The sequence below is a fragment of the Enterococcus sp. DIV1279b genome, assembly GCF_050531515.1.
GTDB classification, from domain to species: Bacteria; Bacillota; Bacilli; order Lactobacillales; family Enterococcaceae; genus Enterococcus_D; species Enterococcus_D casseliflavus.
In genome coordinates this window covers 2,389,255-2,411,216 of the sequence record NZ_CP172891.1, presented here as the reverse complement: position 1 = coordinate 2,411,216, position 21,962 = coordinate 2,389,255, and the positions used below count along the sequence as shown (strand labels likewise).

Annotated in this window: 21 protein-coding genes; 12 read left to right on the top strand and 9 right to left on the bottom strand. The window is 42.0% G+C overall.

Translation table 11 applies throughout. The annotated features are described in order from the left end of the window. Positions 1–83 precede the first annotated feature (83 nt). A complete protein-coding gene (locus tag IGI71_RS11270; protein WP_231435235.1) occupies positions 84–4,433 on the top strand; it encodes a PolC-type DNA polymerase III in 4,350 nt (1,449 codons plus the stop codon). A 126-nt stretch (positions 4,434–4,559) separates the two neighbouring features. Here the strand turns inward: IGI71_RS11270 and IGI71_RS11265 are convergent, their stop codons facing one another. Continuing rightward, positions 4,560–5,435 (bottom strand): IS3 family transposase, encoded by an 876-nt coding sequence (locus IGI71_RS11265; RefSeq protein WP_430616354.1) that lies wholly within the window; start codon positions 5,433–5,435, stop codon positions 4,560–4,562. Next, on the bottom strand, positions 5,405–5,971 hold the full coding sequence (locus IGI71_RS11260; protein ID WP_016609770.1) for an IS3 family transposase: 567 nt from the start codon (positions 5,969–5,971) through the stop codon (positions 5,405–5,407). The genes IGI71_RS11265 and IGI71_RS11260 overlap by 31 nt, the downstream gene beginning before the upstream one ends. 298 nt (positions 5,972–6,269) lie before the next feature. On the opposite strand from IGI71_RS11260, the gene IGI71_RS11255 reads away from it, so the two are divergent. Both IGI71_RS11255 and IGI71_RS11250 read left to right on the top strand, forming a co-directional pair. Further along, on the top strand, positions 6,270–6,470 hold the full coding sequence (locus IGI71_RS11255; protein WP_231435407.1) for a helix-turn-helix transcriptional regulator: 201 nt from the start codon (positions 6,270–6,272) through the stop codon (positions 6,468–6,470). A 26-nt stretch (positions 6,471–6,496) separates the two neighbouring features. Continuing rightward, positions 6,497–6,847, top strand: coding sequence for a hypothetical protein (locus IGI71_RS11250; RefSeq protein WP_270792548.1), 351 nt, complete (start codon positions 6,497–6,499; stop codon positions 6,845–6,847). Between the two features lie 126 nt (positions 6,848–6,973). Here IGI71_RS11250 and IGI71_RS11245 read toward each other — a convergent pair whose 3' ends face one another. The 3 genes from IGI71_RS11245 to IGI71_RS11235 form a co-directional block, all read right to left on the bottom strand. Continuing rightward, complete coding sequence (locus IGI71_RS11245) at positions 6,974–7,915, bottom strand: AEC family transporter (protein ID WP_123834134.1); 942 nt, start codon at positions 7,913–7,915, stop codon at positions 6,974–6,976. Positions 7,916–8,021: 106 nt separating this feature from the next. After that, entirely contained in the window at positions 8,022–8,951 is a 930-nt protein-coding gene (gene yidC / locus IGI71_RS11240; protein WP_231435405.1) for a membrane protein insertase YidC, read from the bottom strand. A 124-nt stretch (positions 8,952–9,075) separates the two neighbouring features. Further along, on the bottom strand, positions 9,076–9,354 hold the full coding sequence (locus IGI71_RS11235; RefSeq protein WP_005236969.1) for an acylphosphatase: 279 nt from the start codon (positions 9,352–9,354) through the stop codon (positions 9,076–9,078). Positions 9,355–9,449: 95 nt separating this feature from the next. On the opposite strand from IGI71_RS11235, the gene IGI71_RS11230 reads away from it, so the two are divergent. Further along, a complete protein-coding gene (locus tag IGI71_RS11230) occupies positions 9,450–10,211 on the top strand; it encodes a TrmH family RNA methyltransferase (RefSeq protein WP_231435403.1) in 762 nt (253 codons plus the stop codon). A gap of 123 nt (positions 10,212–10,334) precedes the next feature. Beyond that, entirely contained in the window at positions 10,335–10,844 is a 510-nt protein-coding gene (locus IGI71_RS11225; protein WP_005229452.1) for an HD domain-containing protein, read from the top strand. 48 nt (positions 10,845–10,892) lie between these two features. On the opposite strand, the gene IGI71_RS11220 is transcribed toward IGI71_RS11225, so the two are convergent. Further along, complete coding sequence (locus IGI71_RS11220; protein ID WP_016610745.1) at positions 10,893–12,092, bottom strand: YdcF family protein; 1,200 nt, start codon at positions 12,090–12,092, stop codon at positions 10,893–10,895. 124 nt (positions 12,093–12,216) lie between these two features. Between IGI71_RS11220 and IGI71_RS11215 the strand changes: the two genes are divergently transcribed. Next, positions 12,217–12,729, top strand: a complete 513-nt coding sequence (locus IGI71_RS11215; RefSeq protein WP_231435401.1) for a GyrI-like domain-containing protein — start codon at positions 12,217–12,219, stop codon at positions 12,727–12,729. Between the two features lie 53 nt (positions 12,730–12,782). On the opposite strand, the gene IGI71_RS11210 is transcribed toward IGI71_RS11215, so the two are convergent. From IGI71_RS11210 to IGI71_RS11200, 3 genes are all read right to left on the bottom strand, one after another. Next, positions 12,783–14,117, bottom strand: a complete 1,335-nt coding sequence (locus IGI71_RS11210; RefSeq protein ID WP_016610746.1) for a serine hydrolase — start codon at positions 14,115–14,117, stop codon at positions 12,783–12,785. Positions 14,118–14,362: 245 nt separating this feature from the next. Then, a complete protein-coding gene (locus IGI71_RS11205) occupies positions 14,363–14,527 on the bottom strand; it encodes a hypothetical protein (RefSeq protein ID WP_005229460.1) in 165 nt (54 codons plus the stop codon). Between the two features lie 214 nt (positions 14,528–14,741). Beyond that, positions 14,742–15,086 (bottom strand): DUF4828 domain-containing protein, encoded by a 345-nt coding sequence (locus tag IGI71_RS11200; protein WP_016610747.1) that lies wholly within the window; start codon positions 15,084–15,086, stop codon positions 14,742–14,744. A 183-nt stretch (positions 15,087–15,269) separates the two neighbouring features. Between IGI71_RS11200 and sfsA the strand changes: the two genes are divergently transcribed. The 6 genes from sfsA to IGI71_RS11170 all read left to right on the top strand — a co-directional run bounded on the left by sfsA (position 15,270) and on the right by IGI71_RS11170 (position 21,892). After that, positions 15,270–15,995 carry a DNA/RNA nuclease SfsA gene (gene sfsA / locus IGI71_RS11195; RefSeq protein WP_060792906.1) on the top strand — a complete coding sequence of 242 codons (726 nt, stop codon included), beginning with the start codon at positions 15,270–15,272 and terminating at the stop codon, positions 15,993–15,995. A gap of 18 nt (positions 15,996–16,013) precedes the next feature. Beyond that, positions 16,014–17,015, top strand: coding sequence for a Gfo/Idh/MocA family protein (locus IGI71_RS11190; RefSeq protein WP_081116266.1), 1,002 nt, complete (start codon positions 16,014–16,016; stop codon positions 17,013–17,015). A gap of 14 nt (positions 17,016–17,029) precedes the next feature. Then, positions 17,030–18,304, top strand: coding sequence for a DEAD/DEAH box helicase (locus IGI71_RS11185; RefSeq protein WP_430615726.1), 1,275 nt, complete (start codon positions 17,030–17,032; stop codon positions 18,302–18,304). 66 nt (positions 18,305–18,370) lie between these two features. Continuing rightward, the gene (locus IGI71_RS11180) at positions 18,371–21,085 is read left to right on the top strand and encodes a sigma 54-interacting transcriptional regulator (RefSeq protein WP_005229469.1); all 2,715 of its coding nucleotides are present in this window, start codon (positions 18,371–18,373) and stop codon (positions 21,083–21,085) included. A gap of 134 nt (positions 21,086–21,219) precedes the next feature. Further along, entirely contained in the window at positions 21,220–21,537 is a 318-nt protein-coding gene (locus tag IGI71_RS11175) for a PTS sugar transporter subunit IIB (protein ID WP_005229471.1), read from the top strand. A gap of 37 nt (positions 21,538–21,574) precedes the next feature. Continuing rightward, a complete protein-coding gene (locus IGI71_RS11170; RefSeq protein WP_005229473.1) occupies positions 21,575–21,892 on the top strand; it encodes a PTS lactose/cellobiose transporter subunit IIA in 318 nt (105 codons plus the stop codon). Positions 21,893–21,962 lie beyond the last annotated feature (70 nt).

Genomic DNA, 21,962 nt, shown 5'->3' with positions numbered 1-21,962 from the left:
AGGAAATCCTTTCTCGATTTTTTAATGAAAATGAGGGCAAAAAGAGGTATACTAGTGAGTACTGAGAAAAGGAGGATCTTCAATTGTCAAAAGAAAGAGAGACCTTTGAGATATTATTAGACCAAATTGCAGCTGCCCCAAATCTTCGGCAGCATCCGTTGATGCAGACTGCCCAAATCAAACAAGTGACCGTGCATCGACAATCAAAAGCGTGGACGTTTTATTTCCAATTTGAACGTTTATTACCGGTGATGGTGTATCAGTCCTTTAAACAACATATTGAATTGGCGTTTAAAGAGATTGCGGAAGTTCGTATCATCATTGAAGCTCAAGATGGTTCCTTTGATGAGCAATTCATTCAAGAATATTGGCCATTAGCGTTAGCCAATCAAAATTGTGATCGACCACTGGTTCATCAAGTGATCAAAAACCAAATGCCTGTGCTGCAAGAGAACAAAGTGATTTTGCCAGTCAACAATGATGCGGTCATCACGATTTTGCAGCAGCAGTACTTGCCGATCATTGAGGAAAATTATAGTACCTTCGGCTTTCAAAAATTTCGGATCTTGCCGCAGCTAGACCAAGAGCAAGCGGAGGCGGCCTTAAAAGAACTTGAAGCACGCAAGGAAGAGCAAACAGCAGCGTTCCAACAACAAGCTGCTGAGAACTTAATGGCGCACGAGCAACGCAAAAAAGAAGTCAAAACAGTCGAATTTGACGGACCAATCGCCTTGGGACGTAATATTCCTGCCGATGAACCTGTGACACCGATGATCAATATCATCGAGGAAGAACGCCGAGTTACGATCCAAGGGTATGTCTTTGATAAAGAAGTCCGCGAATTGCGTTCAAAACGGAAGATTTTGATTTTGAAAATCACCGACTATACGTCATCGTTTAGTGTGAAAAAATTCTCCAACAATGAAAAAGATGAACAAGTTTTTGATGCCATCGCCAAAGGTAGTTGGGTCAAAGTACGCGGTAGCGTCCAAGAAGATACCTTCATGCGAGATCTCGTTATGAATGCGCAAGATTTGCTGGAAGTCAAACACGAAGCCCGCAAAGACTATGCACCTGAAGGCGAGAAACGGGTCGAACTCCACCTGCATTCCAATATGAGTACGATGGATGCCACCAACAACGTGGCGGATTTTGTCGCTCAAGCAGGCAAATGGGGCCATAAGGCGATTGCGATCACCGATCATGGTGGCGCACAAGGGTTTCCTGATGCCCATCATGCAGGAGAAAAGGCTGGTGTTAAAATTCTTTACGGTGTGGAAGCCAATATCGTGGATGACGGCGTAGCGGTTGCCTACAATCCTCAGCCTGTTCCACTGACCGATGCTACTTATATCGTGTTTGACGTGGAGACCACTGGGTTGTCTGCAGTATACGACACCATTATTGAGTTGGCTGCTGTGCGGATGCATAAAGGCAACGTGGAGGCATCCTTTGATGAATTTATCGATCCCGGTCATCCGTTATCGCGAACGACCGTAGAACTGACGGGAATCACCGATGAAATGGTTCGCGGGTCAAAATCAGAAGAAGAAGTCTTACGTTTGTTTCGTGAGTTTTCTGAAGGAGCCATTTTAGTTGCCCACAATGCGTCATTTGATATGGGCTTCTTAAATACCAGTTATCGAAAATACGGTATTCCAGAAGCGGAAAATCCGGTCATTGATACATTGGAACTCGCTCGTTATTTGTATCCAGAGTTTAAGCGATTCGGTTTAGGTGTCCTTTCCAAAAAATTCGGCGTCAGCTTAGAACAACATCACCGAGCGATCTACGATGCCGAGGCAACCGGTCATTTAGCATGGATCTTTGTCAAAGAAGCGATGGAAAAACATGACATGCTACTGCACGAAGAGTTGAACCGACACGTGGGGGGTGAGAACTCCTATAAAGCAGCTCGGCCTTTCCATGCCACGATTTTAGCCCGAACACAGGCGGGATTGAAGAATTTATTCAAGCTAATCTCGATGTCGAATGTGAAGTACTTCCATGATAAAGTTCCGCGGATCCCGCGCTCAGAATTGGTGAAATTGCGGGAAGGATTGTTAGTCGGAACCGCTTGTGATAAAGGAGAAGTCTTTGTCGCAATGATGCAAAAAGGGGTCGATGCAGCACGAGAACTTGCCAAGTTTTATGACTATATCGAAGTCATGCCCAAAGCAGTTTATGCCCATCTTCTGGAAACGGAGCTCGTGAAAAGCGAAAAAGACCTAGAAGACATCATTCGGAATCTGGTAAAGATGGGGGAAGAGTTAGGGAAAATCGTTGTGGCTACTGGGAATGCCCATTACCTGAACGAAGAAGATGCCATTTATCGTAAGGTCTTGATCAATTCGATGGGGGGCGCCAATCCCTTGAATCGACATAGTTTACCGGATGTACATTTCCGAACAACCGATGAGATGCTGACCGCTTTTCAGTTTTTAGGTCCAGAAGTAGCGAAAGAAATTGTAGTGACGAACCCGAATAAAATCGCTGATCTCTGTGAAAAAGTCATTCCGGTAAAAGATGATCTGTATACACCAAAGATTCCCGGATCTGAACAAGAGATCACCGACTTGAGTTACAACCGTGCCAAAGAGCTATACGGTGATCCATTACCAGAAATTGTGGAAAAACGTTTGAAAAAAGAGCTTGATTCGATCATTGGGAATGGGTTTTCCGTGATCTATTTGATCTCACAAAAACTGGTTCATAAAAGCAATGAAGACGGCTACTTAGTAGGGTCGCGGGGATCAGTCGGTTCTAGTTTTGTCGCAACTATGACCGGGATCACTGAGGTCAATCCATTAGCTCCTCATTATTATTGTCCCGATTGCCAGTATTCTGAGTTTTATGAAGACGGCTCGTATGGTTCTGGTTATGATATGCCAGAGAAAAAGTGTCCAAAATGCGGCACTCGTCTGAACAAAGATGGCCATGATATTCCTTTTGAAACATTTCTTGGCTTCCATGGCGACAAAGTCCCCGATATCGATTTGAACTTCTCAGGGGAATATCAGCCAGAAGCCCATAACTATACGAAAGTACTCTTCGGTGAAGAATACGTCTATCGTGCAGGAACGATCGGTACCGTAGCCGATAAAACAGCCTTTGGTTTCGTAAAAGGCTTTGAGCGCGATCATAATCTTCATTATCGAGCAGCCGAAGTCGATCGCCTGGCAAAAGGCGCCACTGGCGTCAAACGGACGACTGGTCAGCACCCGGGGGGGATTATCGTTATTCCCGACTATATGGATGTTTATGATTTCACCCCGATCCAATACCCAGCGGATGATCAAAATGCGGAGTGGAAAACGACCCACTTTGATTTCCATTCGATTCATGACAATATCTTGAAGCTGGATATCCTCGGACACGATGATCCGACAGTCATTCGGATGCTGCAGGATCTATCAGGTATCGATCCTAAAACGATCCCTACCGATGATCCAGAAGTGATGCGTATTTTTGGCGGCACGGATGTGTTAGGCGTGACCGAAGATCAGATTTATTCGAAAACCGGCACATTAGGCATCCCAGAATTTGGTACCCGCTTTGTGCGGGGGATGCTGGATCAAACCCATCCATCGACCTTTGCTGAACTCCTGCAGATCTCTGGTCTTTCCCATGGTACCGATGTATGGTTGGGCAATGCGGAAGAATTGATCCGTCGCGGAGATGCCAGCCTAGCGGAAGTAATCGGCTGTCGGGATGATATCATGGTGTATTTGATCCATGCTGGTTTAGATGACGGGATGGCCTTTAAAATCATGGAGACGGTCCGTAAAGGACAATGGAACAAGATCCCTGACGACTTGCGAGATACTTACTTGCAAGCGATGCGGGAGAACAATGTCCCAGAATGGTATATCGATTCTTGTTCGAAGATCAAGTACATGTTCCCGAAAGCCCATGCGGCGGCGTATGTCTTGATGGCGTTGCGGGTGGCTTACTTTAAAGTGTACTTCCCAATTCTCTATTACTGTGCTTATTTCTCTGTCCGAGCAGATGACTTTGATTTGATTGCTATGTCAAAAGGAAAAGATGCCGTAAAAGAACGGATGCAAGAAATCAATGACAAGGGAATGGATGCGTCAACGAAAGAAAAAAATCTGTTGACGGTTCTAGAATTAGCCAATGAAATGCTGGAGCGCGGCTATGAATTCGGGATGATCGATCTGTATAAATCCGATGCAGAAAATTTCGTGATCGATGGGAAAAAATTGATCGCACCGTTCCGAGCAGTACCGAGTTTAGGGCTGAACGTAGCGAAACAAATCGTGGAAGCACGAAAAGATGGTCCCTTCTTATCGAAAGAAGACCTCGCCAATCGCGGGAAAGTTTCTAAGACATTGATTGAATACATGACGGATAACGGTGTTCTAAAAGATCTACCAGATGAAAATCAGTTGTCGTTGTTCGATATGTTGTAAGCCAACGGCTGTTCACATAAAAAAAAAAGCCCATCATTGCAGCATCTAGTATTGTAGTGACCCCAAAAAGTTAGACTTTTATGGAGTGGAGAAATCCACTCCTTTTTTGTACGATAAGATTAACTGTTAGACAGCTGTTTTTACAGCTTCTCGAAACTGAACCGGACTTCGCCAATTTAATTTCTTTTTGATGCGTTTATGGTTGTAATAATAGATATATTGGTCAATTTTTGTTTTCAATTCATCTAAACTCCGATAGACTTCTCCATGAAAAATCTCTTGTTTTAATAAACCAAAGAAGTTTTCCATAGGTGAGTTATCTAAACAATTCCCTTTACGAGACATACTCTGGAAGATTTTATGCTGCTTCAATTTATTCTTATAAGCATTCATTTGATAGGCCCATCCTTGATCTGAATGGAAGGTTCTACGAAATGGACAATCATTTGTCATCTGGATTGCTTCTTCTAATCCTTCCATTATGGCTAGTGCGTTTGGTTTTTCAGAAATCCGATAAGATAGAATTTCACTATTGTAGAAATCCATGAAAGGATCTAAATACAGCTTTTTCTGACGAACGACACCTGTGGTGTCTACTTCATAATACTTAAACTCTGTGGTATCAGTTGTAATTTTTTGGTGACAGATATTTGTATAAAACCGACGATGAATACGATTTTTGGCGACAGTGCCAACCTTCCCACGATAAGAATTGTACCGTCGAGATTTTCGAGTGTAAGACTTTACTTCGATACCTAGTTTTTTTATCAGACGTTGAATCTTCTTTTTATTGACATGAATCCCTTGATTCTCTAATTCTTTTTTTAGTCGCAGACAACCATAATCTTTATGCTCTTTGCGAATTTCAAGCATTTTTTCTTCAATTTCTTGGTCTGGGTTTGGTCTGTCAAACCGTTTCTGCCAATACATATAGGTTGCTTTAGGAAATTTCAATGTTTCAAGAAGCTCAACTAGTTTGAATGATTCTCGGAGGCTGGCGATGATTCGTGCGATTGATTCTTGCGTCTTTGCTGGGCTTCCTGTTTTCGCAGCTTCCTCAACTCTTTTAAAAAGGCATTCTCAATTTGAAGGGATCGGACTTGCTTTTCTAATGCCTTGATACGATCGCGTTCTTCAGTTGTTGTATTTTCTTTTTTGTTTTCTTTTTTTCTAGTCAAAGTAAGTGGTCGCCCTTTCTCTTTTGAGAGCCCCTCAATACCTGCTTCTCTGAAATTACGCATCCAATTGGCAATAAGCGCAGGGTTGTTCATTTCTAAAGTGCTAGCAACTTTTCGATAGGACATCTCACTTGTTTGATATAACTCTAGCGCATTTAACTTAAATTGAACAGAATATTTCTGATTTTGATGTTTTCTCAATAGACCTTCCTCTCCGTATTCACGATAGGCATTCACCCAATTACTTACTTGAGACTTGCTTGAAATACCGTATTTGTTGGCAAGATACCGATATCCGCCCACGCCACTAAGATATTCTTTAACGATTTTTAGTTTTAATTCAAAAGGATATTTTGCCATACAAATAACGACCCCCAAAAGTTAGATTTTTTGGTCTAACTTTTGGGGGTCGCTTCATATAGCTAGTTTCTGCATGATGGGCTTTTTTTGTCTTGTGTATGAAAGGGGTGAACAAAGAAGGTAACTATTTTTACAGGCTTTAGGCAGTTATCAAGGATGTCACGAAATGTGGCAATCGTCAATGCTTCATTTTCACAACAAAAGAGAAGGGATTTTGTGTTTTAATATAAGAAAAGATCAGAAGGAGGAAAAAATGGTATTCCATCAGATGATAAAAGAAAGAAGAAAATAATTAGGAATGACGCAAGAAGAGTTAGCGAAAGAATTGAATGTCAGTCGCTCAGCGATTTCAAACTGGGAGATTGGAAGAAATTACCCGGATATCACTACATTGATCGAGCTAGCTCAAATGTATCAAGTTTCTTTGGATGAATTGTTTTATGATGATATCGATCTAGTAAATAAATTCGCTGAAGACAACAAGAAGAAAGAGCGCTAAAGAAAGTCAATAAGCTTTTGGTCTTCTTGTTACTTATCGGCGTCAGTTCGATCATCTATTTATTTTTGACGAGGAAACCTGAAATTGTTTTTGCCCACGAAAACGTCGCTAATCATTTCCCGATGACAAATTTCAAAGAAGAGGAAGTAAAGCGAGTAGAGGTAAAAAAGGACAAACTTTATCTCACAGTAGATCATCCACAAAACATCGCCTATTATATCGAATCCAATAAGGATGAATTGCAGGTTAATCTGTATCAAAGTAAGCAATCAAAAATCGACGAACGCATTTCCATTGAAGGACGGATTGAAATCGACCTAAGCAGTCACAATCTGGCGAAAATCAGAAAAATCGTAGTCTATAGTGACAAATCATAAGGGGAGTTACCGCTTGGACAGCGAATCAATCGAACCTTTACCATACAAAGAGAAGAAATATACTCGTTACCGAAAGAAGCGAATGCCTTTGGTAACGAGTATTTTTCGACAAAATTCGTTAACTAGCTAAAAAAAGAAAAAAAGCAAAACAGGCAGATACACCATGTACAGTAAGACGGAATAGCCTAGACAAGAAGTTGCAAATTCTTCATCCCCTTGATAGTTTCGCACAAGAATTGGGACAGAGTTTTGGACGGGCATGGAGGCTTGGATAATAAACACAGAAAGCATCAATTCAGGAACAGGGATGATTCTGCTTAATAGCCATACAACGAGGGGCGAAAGAATGAAGCGACCAAACAGGACACCAGCAATGTCTTTGGTCATTCGCAAGTTCTTGAGCCCGCCAAAGTACACGATGATCCCGATAATAAACATTGATAGAGGCGTCGTTAAATCTGCTAGGTAGCTTCCAAGGCCATCAACAAAGGAGGGCAGTGGGAATGTGAACAGCATCCAGATCAAGCCGATAATGAAACCAATCAAGGCTGGCGAAAAAATCTTTTTTAGCATGACCAATGGATGAAAGGAAATGCGGGCTTCGCCGAAATCGGGGTTATCTTTTGCTAACTCAAAAATACCGATGGTCCAAAATAATGTCGTATTTACGATGTAGTACAACAACACATAGGGAACGGCTTTTTCACCAAAAATGGCTAAATTGATCGGTAAGCCGATGAAGATCGTATTGGAAAAGGTAAACATGGCGGAAAATGCCCCTTGGTGTTTGGTTTCAACTTGCGCGAAACGGCGCCATAAATAACCGGCGAAGTAAGTGATCATCATGGAAAGCAAAGGGATGATCATCCCGGAAACTAATGAGAGAAACTCGTCTTTCGTAAAGTTTTTAATGATCGTCAAAAACATATTGGCGGGTAATGAGACATTTAACACCAGTTTTGAAAACGTATCGGCGGTTCGATTAGAAAACCATTGTTTGTAAGACAACCAATAACCGATAAACATGAGACTGAAAATGACAAAAATATTGATATATGCTTGAAACATGCGCTCACCTCTCATTTACTATAGCGAAAGGCAATAGAAGAAGCAACTGAATCCCATTTGAAAACAACAAAAAACCAAACCGCCCAATGAGCGATTTGGTCAAGAATTACTTCCGTTGCTGCTTGCCAGCGTTACGACCTTTTCCGTTAGGCTTTGTCGTGTTCAACGCTTTTTTGACAGCTTCTGTTTTTTCAGGCGTTACGTCTTTACGAGGCATAACTACCGTTTTAGGCGGATTTGCTTTCATTTCCGCTTCGACTTGGGCACGAATTTTTGGTTTCATGATGACATTCGTGATAAACGTTTGGATACAACTGAAGACCCCACCGACTACCCAATAAAGTGTCACACCAGCTGGTGCACTCATTGACATGAAAACGATCATCAATGGAGAAACGATCAACATGGTTTTCATCGTTTTTTTCTGTTCTTCCGGAATCCCAATGGTTGAGATGTATCCTTGTGCCAAGTAGGAAAGACCAGCAATCGCCACAAAGAGGATGCTTGGGTCACCTAATGATACGCCAAAGAACTCAGAGTTTTGGATTCCTTGTGTGTAACGGGCTGTGAAGTAAAGGGCAGAGAAAATCGGCATCTGAATCAGTAAAGGCAAACAACCGATACCGCCAAACATACTGACGTTGTTTTCAGAATAGATTTTTTGCATCTCCGCTTGCGCTTGCATTTGTTCTTCCCGAGTGGTTGCTTTCTTCAAATTGGCTTGCGCAATATCCACTTGAGGTTTCAGAAACTGCATTTTTTCACTTTGAATCATCGTTTTTCGAGACTGATGGATCCCTAATGGTAAGATAATGACGCGGACAACGATCGTTACGGCGATGATCGCCCAGCCGTAAGACCAGTTGAAGTTTTCAACGAGCATCGTGATCATATCACCTAAAGGTTTCACCAAAAAGCGATAAATCATTCCTGTTTCTTTCGGCGTACCATCAGCATTGGTACTGACACAGCCTGATAATGCTAATAACAGGCCAAATAATCCTGATGAAAGCAGCCATTTATTCATTTTAGACATTCTATTCTTCCTCTTCACAATAAATTTAGACAAAAATAACTATACTAAAAAAGACCGACTATTTCAATGTACAAAGAGAAATTCATTGAAAAATCAATCTTTCGACTTAGAAAACATTCAATTATCAATAATAGACTACATCAAAGCTAGTACGTTCTTTAATGGTATCGTCTGGTTGGATGTCGATTTGGTTCACTTTTCCAGCGGGAGAAGGAGAATCTTTCACTCCGGCAACAAAGGCATCGATGATTTTTTCATCTCCCATCGCTTCAATCGAAACAGAACCATCTGCCTCATTTTTTACAGATCCTGTGACCCCTAATTGATCGGCAAGCATTTTTGTGGTATAACGAAAGCCGACACCTTGGACACGCCCTTGAACATGGATTCGTAGTTTCTTCATGGACAATCCCTCCTCTGCTTTATATGATAGCGTTTTTTCAGTAAAAGAACAAGTTAGATCGATTGACTCATGCTATAATGAATCGAGGTGACAAGATGAAAGAAATTCAATCGAAAAAAAATACCTTTATCAAGGAAATCAAAAAACTAACACAAAAAAAACATCGGACACAAACCAATACCTATTTGATCGATGGCTGGCATTTGGTGCAAGAAGCATTGCATGCACAAGTACCCATCAAAGCATTGTTGGTGACCCCGCGAGGGTTAAGTGAAGCCAACGGGCAACTCGATGATTATCAGGAAGAAAGCTATTTGATCACAGAGGAGATCGCAGCGATGCTTTCTGATTTGCCAACACCACAAGGGATTTTTGCCGTGGTGGAAAAGCAAGAACAAGACTTACAGACACTGACGGGCAATTGGCTGATTTTAGATAATGTGCAAGATCCTGGAAACGTTGGCACCATGATTCGAACAGCGGATGCCGCTGGATTCAGCGGGGTTTTTCTCGGCGAAGGAACAGCCGATCTCTACAGTACCAAAGTCTTGCGCAGCATGCAAGGGAGCAACTATCATCTGCCGATCGTAGAAGGAGCGATCCCACCATTTTTAAAGCAGCTGCAGGCAGCTGGTGTGGCGATTTATGGCACCGAGTTAAACAAAGAAGCAGTCCCTTATACCGAGCTTCCTAAAGGACAAGCGGTTGCCTTCATTTTAGGCAACGAGGGGCAAGGGGTCAATCAGGAACTGTTGGCATTGACCGATAAAAATCTATATATTCCTATCTATGGTCAGGCGGAATCATTGAACGTCGCCATTGCGGCAGGTATTTTGATGTATTTTGCTGTCAGCTAGATTTTTAAGGAACTGTTAAACTATTTGAATCTATTGCACCTCACCTAGAAACTTGCAGGAATAGGTGCTATACTTTGTCTTGTAACAATCAAGCAGATCAAAAAAGGTGGCAGACAAAAATTTATGACAGAAAAATGGCAAGAAGATAGCGAATATATGTCTTACGTGGCTGACCTGTTAGAAACAGAAGCTGTAAAAAAATTAGCCAACTTTGTGCAGCATATGAACTCCACACGTTTGGAACATTCGATCAGCGTCTCTTATTATAGTTACAAATTGGCCAAGAAATGGGGCGGCGATGCTCGTGCAACAGCTCGTGCAGGACTCCTTCATGATTTATTTTATTACGATTGGCGTACTACAAAGTTTGACGAAGGTACCCATGCGTACATGCATCCACGAATCGCAGTAAAAAATGCCGAAAAAATCACTGAACTTAGTGATCTAGAAAAAGATATCATCTTGAAACATATGTGGGGAGCAACGATTGCACCGCCACGCTATAAAGAAAGCTATATCGTCACGATGGTGGACAAATATTGTGCGATCAAAGAAGCATCAGAACCCCTTACAGACAGCATGAAAGAAAAATGGCAACAACGCTTCTGGAAGAAACATCGCACGATTCAATAAGAAAAAAGTTCTTCGAACCAACTGGTTCAAAGAACTTTTTTTGTTTGTTTAGCCAAAAATAAGTTGGAGGATCGCTGCTCCTGCATAGAGAATCAGTAAGGTGATCAATACCGTTAAATGTCGTCTTTTATGCATAAAAAGGATTGCCACAAATTCTCTTAAAAAGGCATTCGGTAAATAGTAAAAGGCAGTAGGTGCTCCGATACCATCCGCTTTAAGTTGGGCTTGATCTGCATAGAGACCAGCACGAAAAATATGGTAATTGTTTGAGGCAAAGATTGCTTTGTAGCCGTTTGGCTTAAGCGAATCCATGATTTCTTTCGAAAATTTCATGTTTTCATAAGTAGTCGTGGAATTTGTTTCCACTAAAATCTCACCTTCTGGTACGCCTTGGGCAATCGCATATTCTTTCATAGCAACAGCTTCCGGCAGCTGCTCATCGCTTCCTTGTCCGCCTGACATCAGTAATCGAGGCGCGGTTTTTTTCGCTTTGAATTGCGATTCGTAGAACGAGATCGCTGTATTGATGCGTTTTGCCAATAAAGGGGAGACCGTGGTGCCATTCAAAAGGCCTGCACCTAAGACGATGATAAAGTCCTGATTATAGCGAGGATGGTTGAACTGATAAATGACTGAAATGGATAAAAAGTTCAAAAAGACTACAAACAGATACAAAAGACTTAGGGGAACAATGCCGAATAAGGTTCGGATCCAATCTGGGAAAAAGTGCAAAAGGGTATCTGAAAATAGTAAAACGGTCAAAACCACCGCTAAGATCAGGGTTAACAAATTGGCGATCGATCGCGATTCTCTTCGTAGTACGATAATGGAATTCCAGTAAAGAAAGACCACGAGTGTTGCCAAACCGAATAATAGTACAGCAACGAAGATTGCCAGTAATACAGCGAGTAAACCACCTACGAGTATGTCTTGGGTTCGGTATAAATTAATGACTAAGTAGCCGCCAAAAGCCAGCACGAACAAATTAAAAAGTAAGCCATTTACAAGTTGGTGCTTGTTGCGCCGATAAGAAAATAAAAAAAGGCCGGCGAAGGCGACGGGTATCAGAATAAAGAAACTACCTGTCCGTAATTCTGAGACAGCTAAATAAATTAGCAGGGCTAGAATCGTCCAACAACATTCAAAAAAGAAAATATCCGGATCATCTTTTTTCTTGCGCCATTTTTGAACGACGATCACGCCCGACACATAGCTGATGGCAAAAATCAGCAATTGCGTAAAATCCATGTTTTTCACTCCTTTAACGATACACTTAGTATACCGAAAAATGGCAGAAATTGCTTGTTGCTAAGGTCAAAGTTGCTGAATTTCTTGCAATTCGCTAAAATGAAGGAAAGAAGGAGGAAGGAACATGCAATTAGGTGAAGTGATTCGCGTCGAACGACCCGCTTTTTATGTGATTGGAAAAGAGGGCAAGGGGTTAGCAGAAGAAGGTGCTTCTTGGGTACCAGCGCTCTGGGAACTTGCAAAAAAGGATTTTGAAGAGATCGAATTTCTCGTAAGTGATCAAAAGGCAGAAGAACTGGAGTTTTGGGGCTTGATGAGTGATGGCACCAATTGGTTAGAGCCTTGGCAAGAAACCGGTCGCTACTTGGCAGGCGTTCAAGTCCAGACAGAAAATTTTCCTCCTGTCGGTTGGGTCCGTTGGGAAATGCCCGCAATGACCTATCTCGTTGTAAAAACGGATGAAAAAAACTTAACGATGATGACTGAAAAAATGCTGATGGAAGTTTTACCAGAAAACAACGTCCAGTTGTCAGCAGCCATCCAAGAAAGGTATCTTCCTCATTTTAAGGAGGGGGAAGTTGAATTGTTTTTCCCTGTGGAGCCATTGGCAACAGCAACGGTGGAAACAGTAGAATAAAAAAAATCTGTCCGAGAAGCAGTTTTTGCTTCGGACAGATTTTTTCGTTTAGGTTAAAAAAGATTACTGAAAAAGTTGGATACGCCGCGCCAAGCACGAACAAAGATGTTGGCTTTTTCCACCGTTTGTGTTGTGATCAATCCTGCAGTCTCGTCATGATCGGAATCATCAATATAACCAAGCGTATCAGCTGGAATCGAAGCACTTACGGTACCGACTTCTGTGCCCTCAGTCAATGGCGCTTGCAGGGCAGAATCACGATAATGCTCATTAAAGTCAATGGTTGTTTCAAAGGCTGTGGCATCCATATCCCCACGCACCCATAAGGTCAAACCTTGATTTAAGGCAACGGGCACACTCAATTCTTTCCCATCTTTGACTGCAACCGTCTGGGTATCTTCTAGTTGCGCATTTTCTGGTAAAATCTCTACTTGTTCCCAAGCGTCAAACGAGTAATCCATCAAACGGCCTGTTTCAATAAAACGAACACTAGGATTTTCTGCATGACCATTGACGTTTAGCACCACGGTGATGATTCGTTGGCCATCTTTAACGGCGGTTCCGACAAAGCAGGCGCCTGCCATATCTGTCGTACCAGTCTTCAGACCGTCGACACCATCTTTCGTATTCGTAAAACCTGGAAGCATCCAGTTCCAATTGACCATCTCGACAGGCGAATAGGAACCTTCACCAAATTGTTTTGTTGAAAGGCTGGTTACTTCCAAAACATCTGGAAAGTCTTGTAACAAATGACGGGCAATCAATGCCACATCTTTTGCGGATAGTTCGTTTTCATCAGTTGAAGTTGATCCTGGGTAAATATTTTCCCCAAGATAAGCATTGTTTAAGCCAGAAGCATTGACGATCTTTGCATCGGTGATGCCCCATGATTGCACTTTTTCTTGCATTAAATCCACAAAGGCACTTTCAGACCCAGCAATCAGCTCCGCGAGCGCGACGATTGCAGCATTTGCAGATTGGATATAACTGGCATCATACAGATCTTTTACAGTATAGGTAACGTCTTGATGCAAAGGGACATTTGATAAGTTAGGGGACACGCTGAGATTTGCGGCATAATCGGAAATCGGCACAGGATCATCCCAAGCGATCGTTCCTTGTTCTACTTGCTCAGCGACAAGGTAGAGGCTGATGATCTTGGTGATGGAGGCAATACCCATGGCTGTCTCGCCATCTTGATCATACAACACTTTCCCTGTGTCAAAATCAATGGAGTAGGCGGCTTTGGCGTCAATCGAAAACTCTTGGATCTCTTCGATGCTCATTGCTGTATCATCAGCATATGAAACGAGGGGGATGCCGACAGCAGCAAAGAGGATTGCCAAAGCAGCAACGAAGGAATACCCGAACTTGGTTATTTTCTGCATATATGTAGTAGCTCCTTTTAAGTTGTATCTAAGCAAAAATTTTAACAAAGAGTATCCGCTGTTGCAATACTCTAAGAGAAAACTTAGCATTTAATTGCGAGAAGACCGCTAAAATGGGGAATGGGCGTTGTTAAACCATTACAAACTAGAAGACCTAAGGGCAACAGACAGCAAAAAAAACTTGCCTTCCTATTTAATAAAGAAGACAAGTTTTTCTGAATTGACATCGGGTCAAACGATTTCACTTAGCGACGATTGGAATGGATTCTCGGGTTTTGGTTTTGGGCTCTGACGGGAACTTTCACTGCTCTCGTTTCTTGTTGCATGGCCAATTTTGCTAAAAAGAATGTCCCAGCTAGTAACGCAGCTAAAGCAAAGATGGAAAAGAGTGAAATAAAGGTCGTTAACATAAAAATCCCTTCTTTCTGTTTAAAATAAATGTGGAAGGTAGGAATCGAACCTACACCTTAATCTATGAACGATCAAACATCACTCAACGGAACACCTTGTTCAACCACTTGTTAAGTTAATGATAGCATGGATTGCCAGGAAATGCTGATAAAAAGTCTGAGAATTGACCGAAGAAAATGTGAAGAAAACATGAACTCGATCTTCTCATGTCCCTTAGGCGATTTTTGTCAAAGAATAGTGGCAATCTTCTGCTTCATCATATAAAGTAATAACGGAGCCTTTTTGTTCCAGGACTAAATGATAGCCAAATGTGTCCAGTAACACTAATCGCATCGGAGTCAGTTCAACAATGGAAACAGGCAACGGTTTGCCTTCGATGGTCAATGAATAATCATTGGCAATTTCTAAAATGACATCTTCTTTTGTCTTTGAAGTAAAACGCCAATTTCCAATGAAATTTTGGCGGTTTTCATTTTTTTGTTTTTCCTTTCGCAACAGCAAGGAGCTGACCACGCCCGTTGCTAGAGATAAACCAATCAATAGAGACCTTTTCTTCATTTATACACGTCCTATCACTTACGATTCATCTAGTTGCACCTTGTGAACAAGATGCCCGCTTCTGCACACTAGAAAATAATTGCCATAAGTATACCATGAGAAGGTAAAAAAGCATGGTACTTTAGTTTGAAGTTTAGAAGTTTTTATCAAAATATGCTATGATTCAAAAGAGCAGGTGAGAAAATGAATTATCCGAATACCCTCTTAGCCACGTTTCTCGTTCGCGACAACCGATTCATTGCCCGATGTCTAGTCGATGGGCAAGAAGTGATCGTCCATGTGAAAAATACGGGACGAGGAAAAGAACTATTGCACAAAGGGGCACTCGTGACCCTCCAATATTGGGACAATCCGAAACGTAAAACCAATTACGATTTGATCTCAGTCAAGAAAGAAGACCAATGGATCAATATTGATAGTCAAGTACCCAATCGATTAGGCTATGAAGGCCTTTTGGATGGCACGATCCAGTTGCCAAATATCAAAGGGAAAATTGCCCTCTTACGGCGTGAAGTCGTCTATGGGATGTCTAAGTTTGATCTTTATTTTGAAACAGACGAACAAGAAAAAGGGTTTATAGAAATTAAAGGGATGACACTTGAAAACAAGCAAATCGGCGCTTTCCCAGATGCGCCAACGATTCGCGGCTTGAAACACGTCAATGAATTGATCCATGCCAAAGAAGCAGGCTATTATGCGGCGGTTTTGTTCATGATCCAATTTGAAGTGGTGCAAAGCGCCACGATCCATCGACAGATGCAGCCGGATCTGGCCGATAAGATCGCTGAAGCGCAAAGCAAAGGTGTCGAAGTGTTTGCTTATAATTGCCAGGTAAACCAAGGGATGATCGCGGTCAAAGAACCGATCCCTTTTGATTTGAACGTCGAATTTGACGACCCCAATCTATAGAAGAAAGAAGGAAAACACATGATTCATTTAGGGATTATCGGCACAAATTGGATCACCGATCAATTTGTACAAGCAGCCCACGAAACCAAACGGTATCAATTGGTAGCCGTATACTCAAGGAAATTAGCCACAGCGCAACGCTTTGGGGAAAAATACGGGGACATCGAATATGCGACCGATTTGGCCACTTTTTTTGGCTTAGCTCATATGGATACGGTCTATATCGCTTCTCCGAACAGTTTGCACTTTGAACAAGCCAAGCAAGGTATTTTGGCAGGAAAAAATGTCATTGTGGAAAAGCCAGCCTTTTCAACGCCTGAGGAAATGGCGGAGATCATTGACCTAGCAAACCAACAACAGGTTTTATTCTTTGAAGCAGCTCGCAACATTCATGAAGCGAGTTTTTCAACCGTAGCCGAATTCTTACCGACACGCGGTGCCATTCTTGGGGCGAACTTTTCTTATATGAAATACTCGTCTCGTTATGACGCTGTACTAGCTGGGGAGGAACCAAATATCTTTTCTCCACATTTTTCTGGCGGAGCTTTAGCCGACTTGGGTGTGTATCCAGTATATGCGGCGGTCGCTTGGTTTGGTAAACCGCAGGACGTTCATTATTTTGCGCGCAAATTACCGACCGGTGTAGATGGTATCGGGACTGCTGTGCTACGCTATGCTGATTTTGATGTCACGATCCAAACAGGCAAAATCGCTGATTCAGAGTTACGATCAGAAATTTATTTTGAAGACGGGACATTAGATTTGAATGCCGTCAATGCTATTGAAGAAGCAGCATTTTATGAACGCCAAACAAAACAAACGCATCCATTAGCAGTCGCTGCTTTAGACAATCCGATGATCGAAGAAGCGCAAGACTTTGCAGACATCATTGAAAACAAAGATGATCCTAAACAAGGACAACGCTATGAGGAATGGGTGGAACTTGCCCGCAGTGTCAATGAAACCGTCTCTTTGATGCGTAAGCAGGCCGACATCATTTTTGATGCAGATAAAAAATAAGGAATGGAACATTTATGACAGTATTTGAATTGACACAATTGCCAGACGTCTGGCAGGAAAAATGGCAAGCGGCTGGGTATCACGTACCGTCCTTGATCCAAGAAAAAACCTTTGGTCCTTTAAAAGACGGCGCGTCTGTCATAGGAATCTCACCGACCGGTTCAGGTAAAACGTTGGCGTATCTCTTGCCATTGTTAACGAAGGTTGAAAAAAAGCAAGGCAATCAGCTGTTGATCTTGACTTCTTCACAAGAATTAGCGATGCAAGTCACAGAAGTAGCACGGGAATGGGGCCAAGCCATTGGTTTGACCGTTCTGCCGCTAATTGGCGGCGCAAGTACAAAACGCCAAGTGGAAAAACTAAAAGACAAACCCGAGGTCTTGATCGGTACCCCAGGCCGTGTGTTAGAGTTGATCAAAGCCAAAAAAATCAAGACCCAGCAGCTGCAATCGTTGGTATTGGATGAGGTTGACCAATTATTGAAAGAGGGTGCCTTCACCCTGGCAGCCAAGATCAATCAAACATTACCAAAACAAATCCAGCGTAGTTTCTTTTCAGCAACCGCGAACGAAGTGATCGATGAGATTCGACCATTCGTGTCAAAAGAGCCGCTGATCATTGATGTTACCCAAGAAGATCAGAGCAAAGGCGTCATCCATCATTACTATTTGAACTATCCGCAACGACGAATCGTGGATGCTTTAAGACGCTTTGCTCATTTACCAAACTTTCAAGCTTTGGTTTTCTTCAATGAATTAAGCACTATGGGGAATGCGGAAGAAAAGCTATTGTTTCATGGCTTGCCGGTGGCCTCTCTGGCATCTGATCAAAACAAACTTGCACGAAAAGGTGCATTAGAGAGCTTTCGTCAAGGAAAACTAGTGGAACTATTGACGACCGATGTCGCCTCTCGCGGCTTAGATGTCGTGGATCTGCCTTACGTGATCAATACAGAAGTCCCTTTAGAAAAAGAATCCTATTTACACCGCGCAGGACGCGTTGGAAGAATGGGCAAAGAAGGAACTGTCGTTACGATCGTTCAAGACCATTCGTTGAAGGATTTGAAAAAAATCGCGAATCAGTTGTCCATAGAACTCAAGGAAGTCTATCTGCATGGGGGACAGTTACACACAGAAGCACCTGTTGTCGAAAAAGAAAGCAAGAAAGAAACGAAAACAACAAGTGTGCAGAAAATTTCCAAGAAAACGCCTGAAAATTTACACACTCCTGTTAAAAAGAGCAAGAAAAAGACGAAAAAGCAAAAAGACAAAGGAAAAAGACGCCATTGAGCGTCTTTTTGTGTTACCATTAACGTTGTTTATTATTAGTGTGTAAAAAAATGAGGAGGCTATCGAATGAATTCGCGAAAAGAAGAGATTTTTCAAACGATCGAACTGCATAAGCAAGGGTTGACCGCAGTTGATGTCGCTAAAATCTTACAAATCGATCGCAGCAATGCAAGCCGTTATCTCAGTGAGCTTTATAAAGAAAAGAAAATCGGCAAACGTTCCGGCCGTCCGGTTGTTTATGAGCCTTTAGAAGAAACGGTCCATGTGGATGTTTCCTCTGAAGTTAGTTTTGAAAGTCTGGTTGGAGTCCAAGCTTCCTTGAAAGTAAGTATCCAGCAAGCCAAAGCGGCGATCTTATATCCACCTAGAGGACTCCATACCATTATTTTTGGTGAGACAGGCACGGGTAAATCCTTATTTGCCGAATGTATGTACCATTTTGCGGTTGAATCAAATATGTTAGAAAAAGATGCCCCATTCGTATCCTTTAACTGTGCGGATTATGCACAAAATCCGCAATTGTTGTTTGGTCACATCTTTGGCATTAAAAAAGGCGCCTACACTGGTGCGGCAGAAGATAGTCCAGGGTTGATAGCAAAAGCCGATGGCGGCATCCTGTTCTTAGATGAGATCCATCGACTGCCGCCAGAAGGCCAAGAAATGCTCTTCACCTTCATTGATAAAGGGATCTACCGTCCTTTAGGGGAAAGTAATCAAGTTCATGAAGCCGCCGTGCAGATCATCGGTGCCACCACGGAATCATCAGAAACCTTTTTAACGACCTTCAATCGGCGAATTCCCATGGCTATTACTTTGCCAAATGTGGAAAGTCGTTCCTTAGATGAACGGTATGAAATCATTTCCTTGTTTATCAAGCAAGAGGCGACCCGTCTGAACCAACGAATCGATGTCGAACGAGATGCGATATTGGCCTTTATGCTCTATGATGCAGAAGGCAATATTGGTCAAATCAAGCGCGACCTTAAACTCGTCTGTGCCAAAGCATTTTTGCATTATCGAACCTATGGAAAAAAACACTTGCTGATACGAAAAGGCGACTGCTCCTTGCAAGTTCAAAAAGGCTTGCTGAAGATCAAAGAAATGTCGGAACGCTTGGATCGGTTTTTAGATGGCAAAGGCGACTTTCTAAGTTTTGAACCTGGCGATCCAGATGTCGTCTGGTCTCGTGATCCACAACGGAATATGCAAGTGTATAACGAAATCGAAGAAAAAGTCAGCTCGCTGATTGAAACGGGCGTAGCCAATGTCGATCTGGAAAATTTGATCTCTAAAGATGTCGATGCGTACTTTGAAAAGTATGTCGAAGAATTGATCCAAAATCCCGTTCATAAAGAACTGATTCCAGAAGACATTTGGAAACTGACAAATGTTCTTTATGATCTAGCTGGGCAAAGATTGTCTCGAACCTATAGTGAAAAAGCCCGCTTTGCCTTTGCACTGCATCTGCAAAGTACACTGGAACGTGTCAAGGAAGGACATATGATCGTTCACCCAGATTTGAATACAGTCAGAAAAAACTTGAAATCCGAGTTCCAGGTGGCAATGGATCTATCGACCATTATCGAAGAAGAACGCCATGTCGAGATCCCCTTCGATGAGATCGGCTTTATCAGTATGTTTTTAGCGATTCAAGTCAAACAACCCTCGCAGCTGCCCCTTGAAAAAGTTGAGATCATTGTCTTGATGCACGGCAAGGCGACTGCCAGCAGTATGTTGGAAACGGCACAAGAGCTGCTTGAAACTGACCACGGCAAAGCGATGAATATGTCTTTAGATATGGAAGTCGGTCAAATGTATGAGCAGCTATTGAACTATGTCACTGACAATAAGGAAAAGATGAGCAACGGCTTATTGCTTTTAACTGATATGGGTTCCCTCAATTCATTTGCGAATTTGATTTCCGAAGAGACCGGGATTCGTACGAAAGCCATCTCGATGGTCAGTACGATGATCGTCTTAGAGGCTTTGCGAATGGCGGAAAGTGGCCGAAGTTTAGAAGACATTTATCAAAACATTCAGCGTTCTTTTGAAACCATCGTGCAAGAACAGTTCCGCACAGTTCGCGAAGCGAAGGGAAATAAAAAGGCAGTCATCGTCACTTGCTTTACTGGAGAAGGTGTCGCTGCCAAACTTTATCAACGAATTTATCCCGTCGTCGATCAATCAAAAGTCGAGATCATTCAAATGCAATTTATTGAAAAAGAAACCTTCAAGAAACATATTGATGGCTTGCTAGAAGAATATGAGATCAAAGCCATTGCGGGCACCGTCGAGATCGATTATCAAAATATCCCGTTCTTTTCCGCCTATGATGTCTTTGATGACAATCGGTTGAATGTACTGAAGCGGATCGTTTCAGATGAAGTGCCGATTGAAAAAATCGTACGTTCATTAGAAAATACTTTAACGCATGTGGGGTCCGTCTATCATCTGATCGAAAGTCTACAACGAATCGTTCATCAAATTCAAAATCAATTGCATGTGATTGTGGAACCTACCGTTGATGCGGGCTTAGTGATTCATTTAGCCTTTCTAGTGGAAAGTTTATTGAAGAAGGAACATTCTCGTACCTTCCCCAATTTGGCGGCCTTCCAAAAACGCTATCGTATCGAAACAGATGTGTTACGAACTCATTTATTGCAGATAGAGAAAAACTATCAAATCAAAATCTCTGAAGATGAGATCGCCTATTTAACACAAATGTTCTTAGAAAATGAAATAAAAAGTTATGATGAATCCGCACACAATATTAGTGTGTAATGAAAAATCCGTGAGTGTGCAAAAGAAAAATTGGTTCAGACCATTGATATATAAAGGTCTGGACTTATTTTTTTTTGGCACGCTTTTTGCTTTATAGTAAAGTGTAACTTACAACAGAAAGGAGCAGATACGCGATGGCAAAAAAAACGATTATGCTTGTTTGTTCAGCAGGAATGAGTACCAGTCTATTGGTGACGAAAATGCAAAAAGCAGCCGAAGCAAAAGGAATGGAAGCAGATATCTTTGCTGTTTCAGCTTCAGAAGCCGACCAACATTTGGAGTCGAAACCAGTCGATGTTCTATTATTAGGACCACAAGTACGATTCATGAAATCACAATTTGAACAAAAGCTAGCACCAAAAGGCATTCCTTTGGACGTGATCAATATGGCAGACTATGGCATGATGAACGGCGAAAAAGTATTGCAACAAGCAGAAACATTAATGAACTAAGATTTTTAGGATCGAAGTGTAAGGAGGATTTTTAAAGATGGATGAGCAAAATTTGGAAGCCATTATGGGATTGATCATGTATGGTGGTAATGCAAAAAGTGACGCAATGGAAGCAATCGCGGCAGCAAAAGAAGGGGACTTCGAATTAGCTGACCAAAAAATCAAAGATGCTGAAGCATCTCTTGTGGAAGCGCATCATTCGCAAACAGGATTATTGACACAAGAAGCGCAAGGCAATCATATGACCGTGACATTGTTGACAGTGCATTCACAAGATCACCTAATGACGTCAATCGCATTTACCGATTTAGCGAAAGAAATCATTGATGTCTATCGACGTCTAAATAACGAATAATCTTTGAACGGATAGAAGTAGTTATTGTCGATGAATCAAAAAATCTTCTTTGACGAATAGAACTTATAGG

Coding starts and splice junctions, on each gene's coding strand:
- IGI71_RS11190 (WP_081116266.1), top strand. CDS start 16,014: ATGATTCATTTAGGGATTATCGGCACAAATTGGATCACCGATCAATTT.
- IGI71_RS11220 (WP_016610745.1), bottom strand. CDS start 12,092: ATGGATTTTACGCAATTGCTGATTTTTGCCATCAGCTATGTGTCGGGC.
- IGI71_RS11235 (WP_005236969.1), bottom strand. CDS start 9,354: ATGAAGAAACTACGAATCCATGTTCAAGGGCGTGTCCAAGGTGTCGGC.
- IGI71_RS11255 (WP_231435407.1), top strand. CDS start 6,270: ATGACGCAAGAAGAGTTAGCGAAAGAATTGAATGTCAGTCGCTCAGCG.
- IGI71_RS11210 (WP_016610746.1), bottom strand. CDS start 14,117: ATGCAGAAAATAACCAAGTTCGGGTATTCCTTCGTTGCTGCTTTGGCA.
- IGI71_RS11260 (WP_016609770.1), bottom strand. CDS start 5,971: ATGGCAAAATATCCTTTTGAATTAAAACTAAAAATCGTTAAAGAATAT.
- IGI71_RS11205 (WP_005229460.1), bottom strand. CDS start 14,527: ATGTTAACGACCTTTATTTCACTCTTTTCCATCTTTGCTTTAGCTGCG.
- IGI71_RS11180 (WP_005229469.1), top strand. CDS start 18,371: ATGAATTCGCGAAAAGAAGAGATTTTTCAAACGATCGAACTGCATAAG.
- IGI71_RS11185 (WP_430615726.1), top strand. CDS start 17,030: ATGACAGTATTTGAATTGACACAATTGCCAGACGTCTGGCAGGAAAAA.
- yidC (WP_231435405.1), bottom strand. CDS start 8,951: ATGTCTAAAATGAATAAATGGCTGCTTTCATCAGGATTATTTGGCCTG.
- IGI71_RS11200 (WP_016610747.1), bottom strand. CDS start 15,086: ATGAAGAAAAGGTCTCTATTGATTGGTTTATCTCTAGCAACGGGCGTG.
- IGI71_RS11245 (WP_123834134.1), bottom strand. CDS start 7,915: ATGTTTCAAGCATATATCAATATTTTTGTCATTTTCAGTCTCATGTTT.
- sfsA (WP_060792906.1), top strand. CDS start 15,270: ATGAATTATCCGAATACCCTCTTAGCCACGTTTCTCGTTCGCGACAAC.
- IGI71_RS11225 (WP_005229452.1), top strand. CDS start 10,335: ATGACAGAAAAATGGCAAGAAGATAGCGAATATATGTCTTACGTGGCT.
- IGI71_RS11215 (WP_231435401.1), top strand. CDS start 12,217: ATGCAATTAGGTGAAGTGATTCGCGTCGAACGACCCGCTTTTTATGTG.
- IGI71_RS11230 (WP_231435403.1), top strand. CDS start 9,450: ATGAAAGAAATTCAATCGAAAAAAAATACCTTTATCAAGGAAATCAAA.
- IGI71_RS11170 (WP_005229473.1), top strand. CDS start 21,575: ATGGATGAGCAAAATTTGGAAGCCATTATGGGATTGATCATGTATGGT.
- IGI71_RS11175 (WP_005229471.1), top strand. CDS start 21,220: ATGGCAAAAAAAACGATTATGCTTGTTTGTTCAGCAGGAATGAGTACC.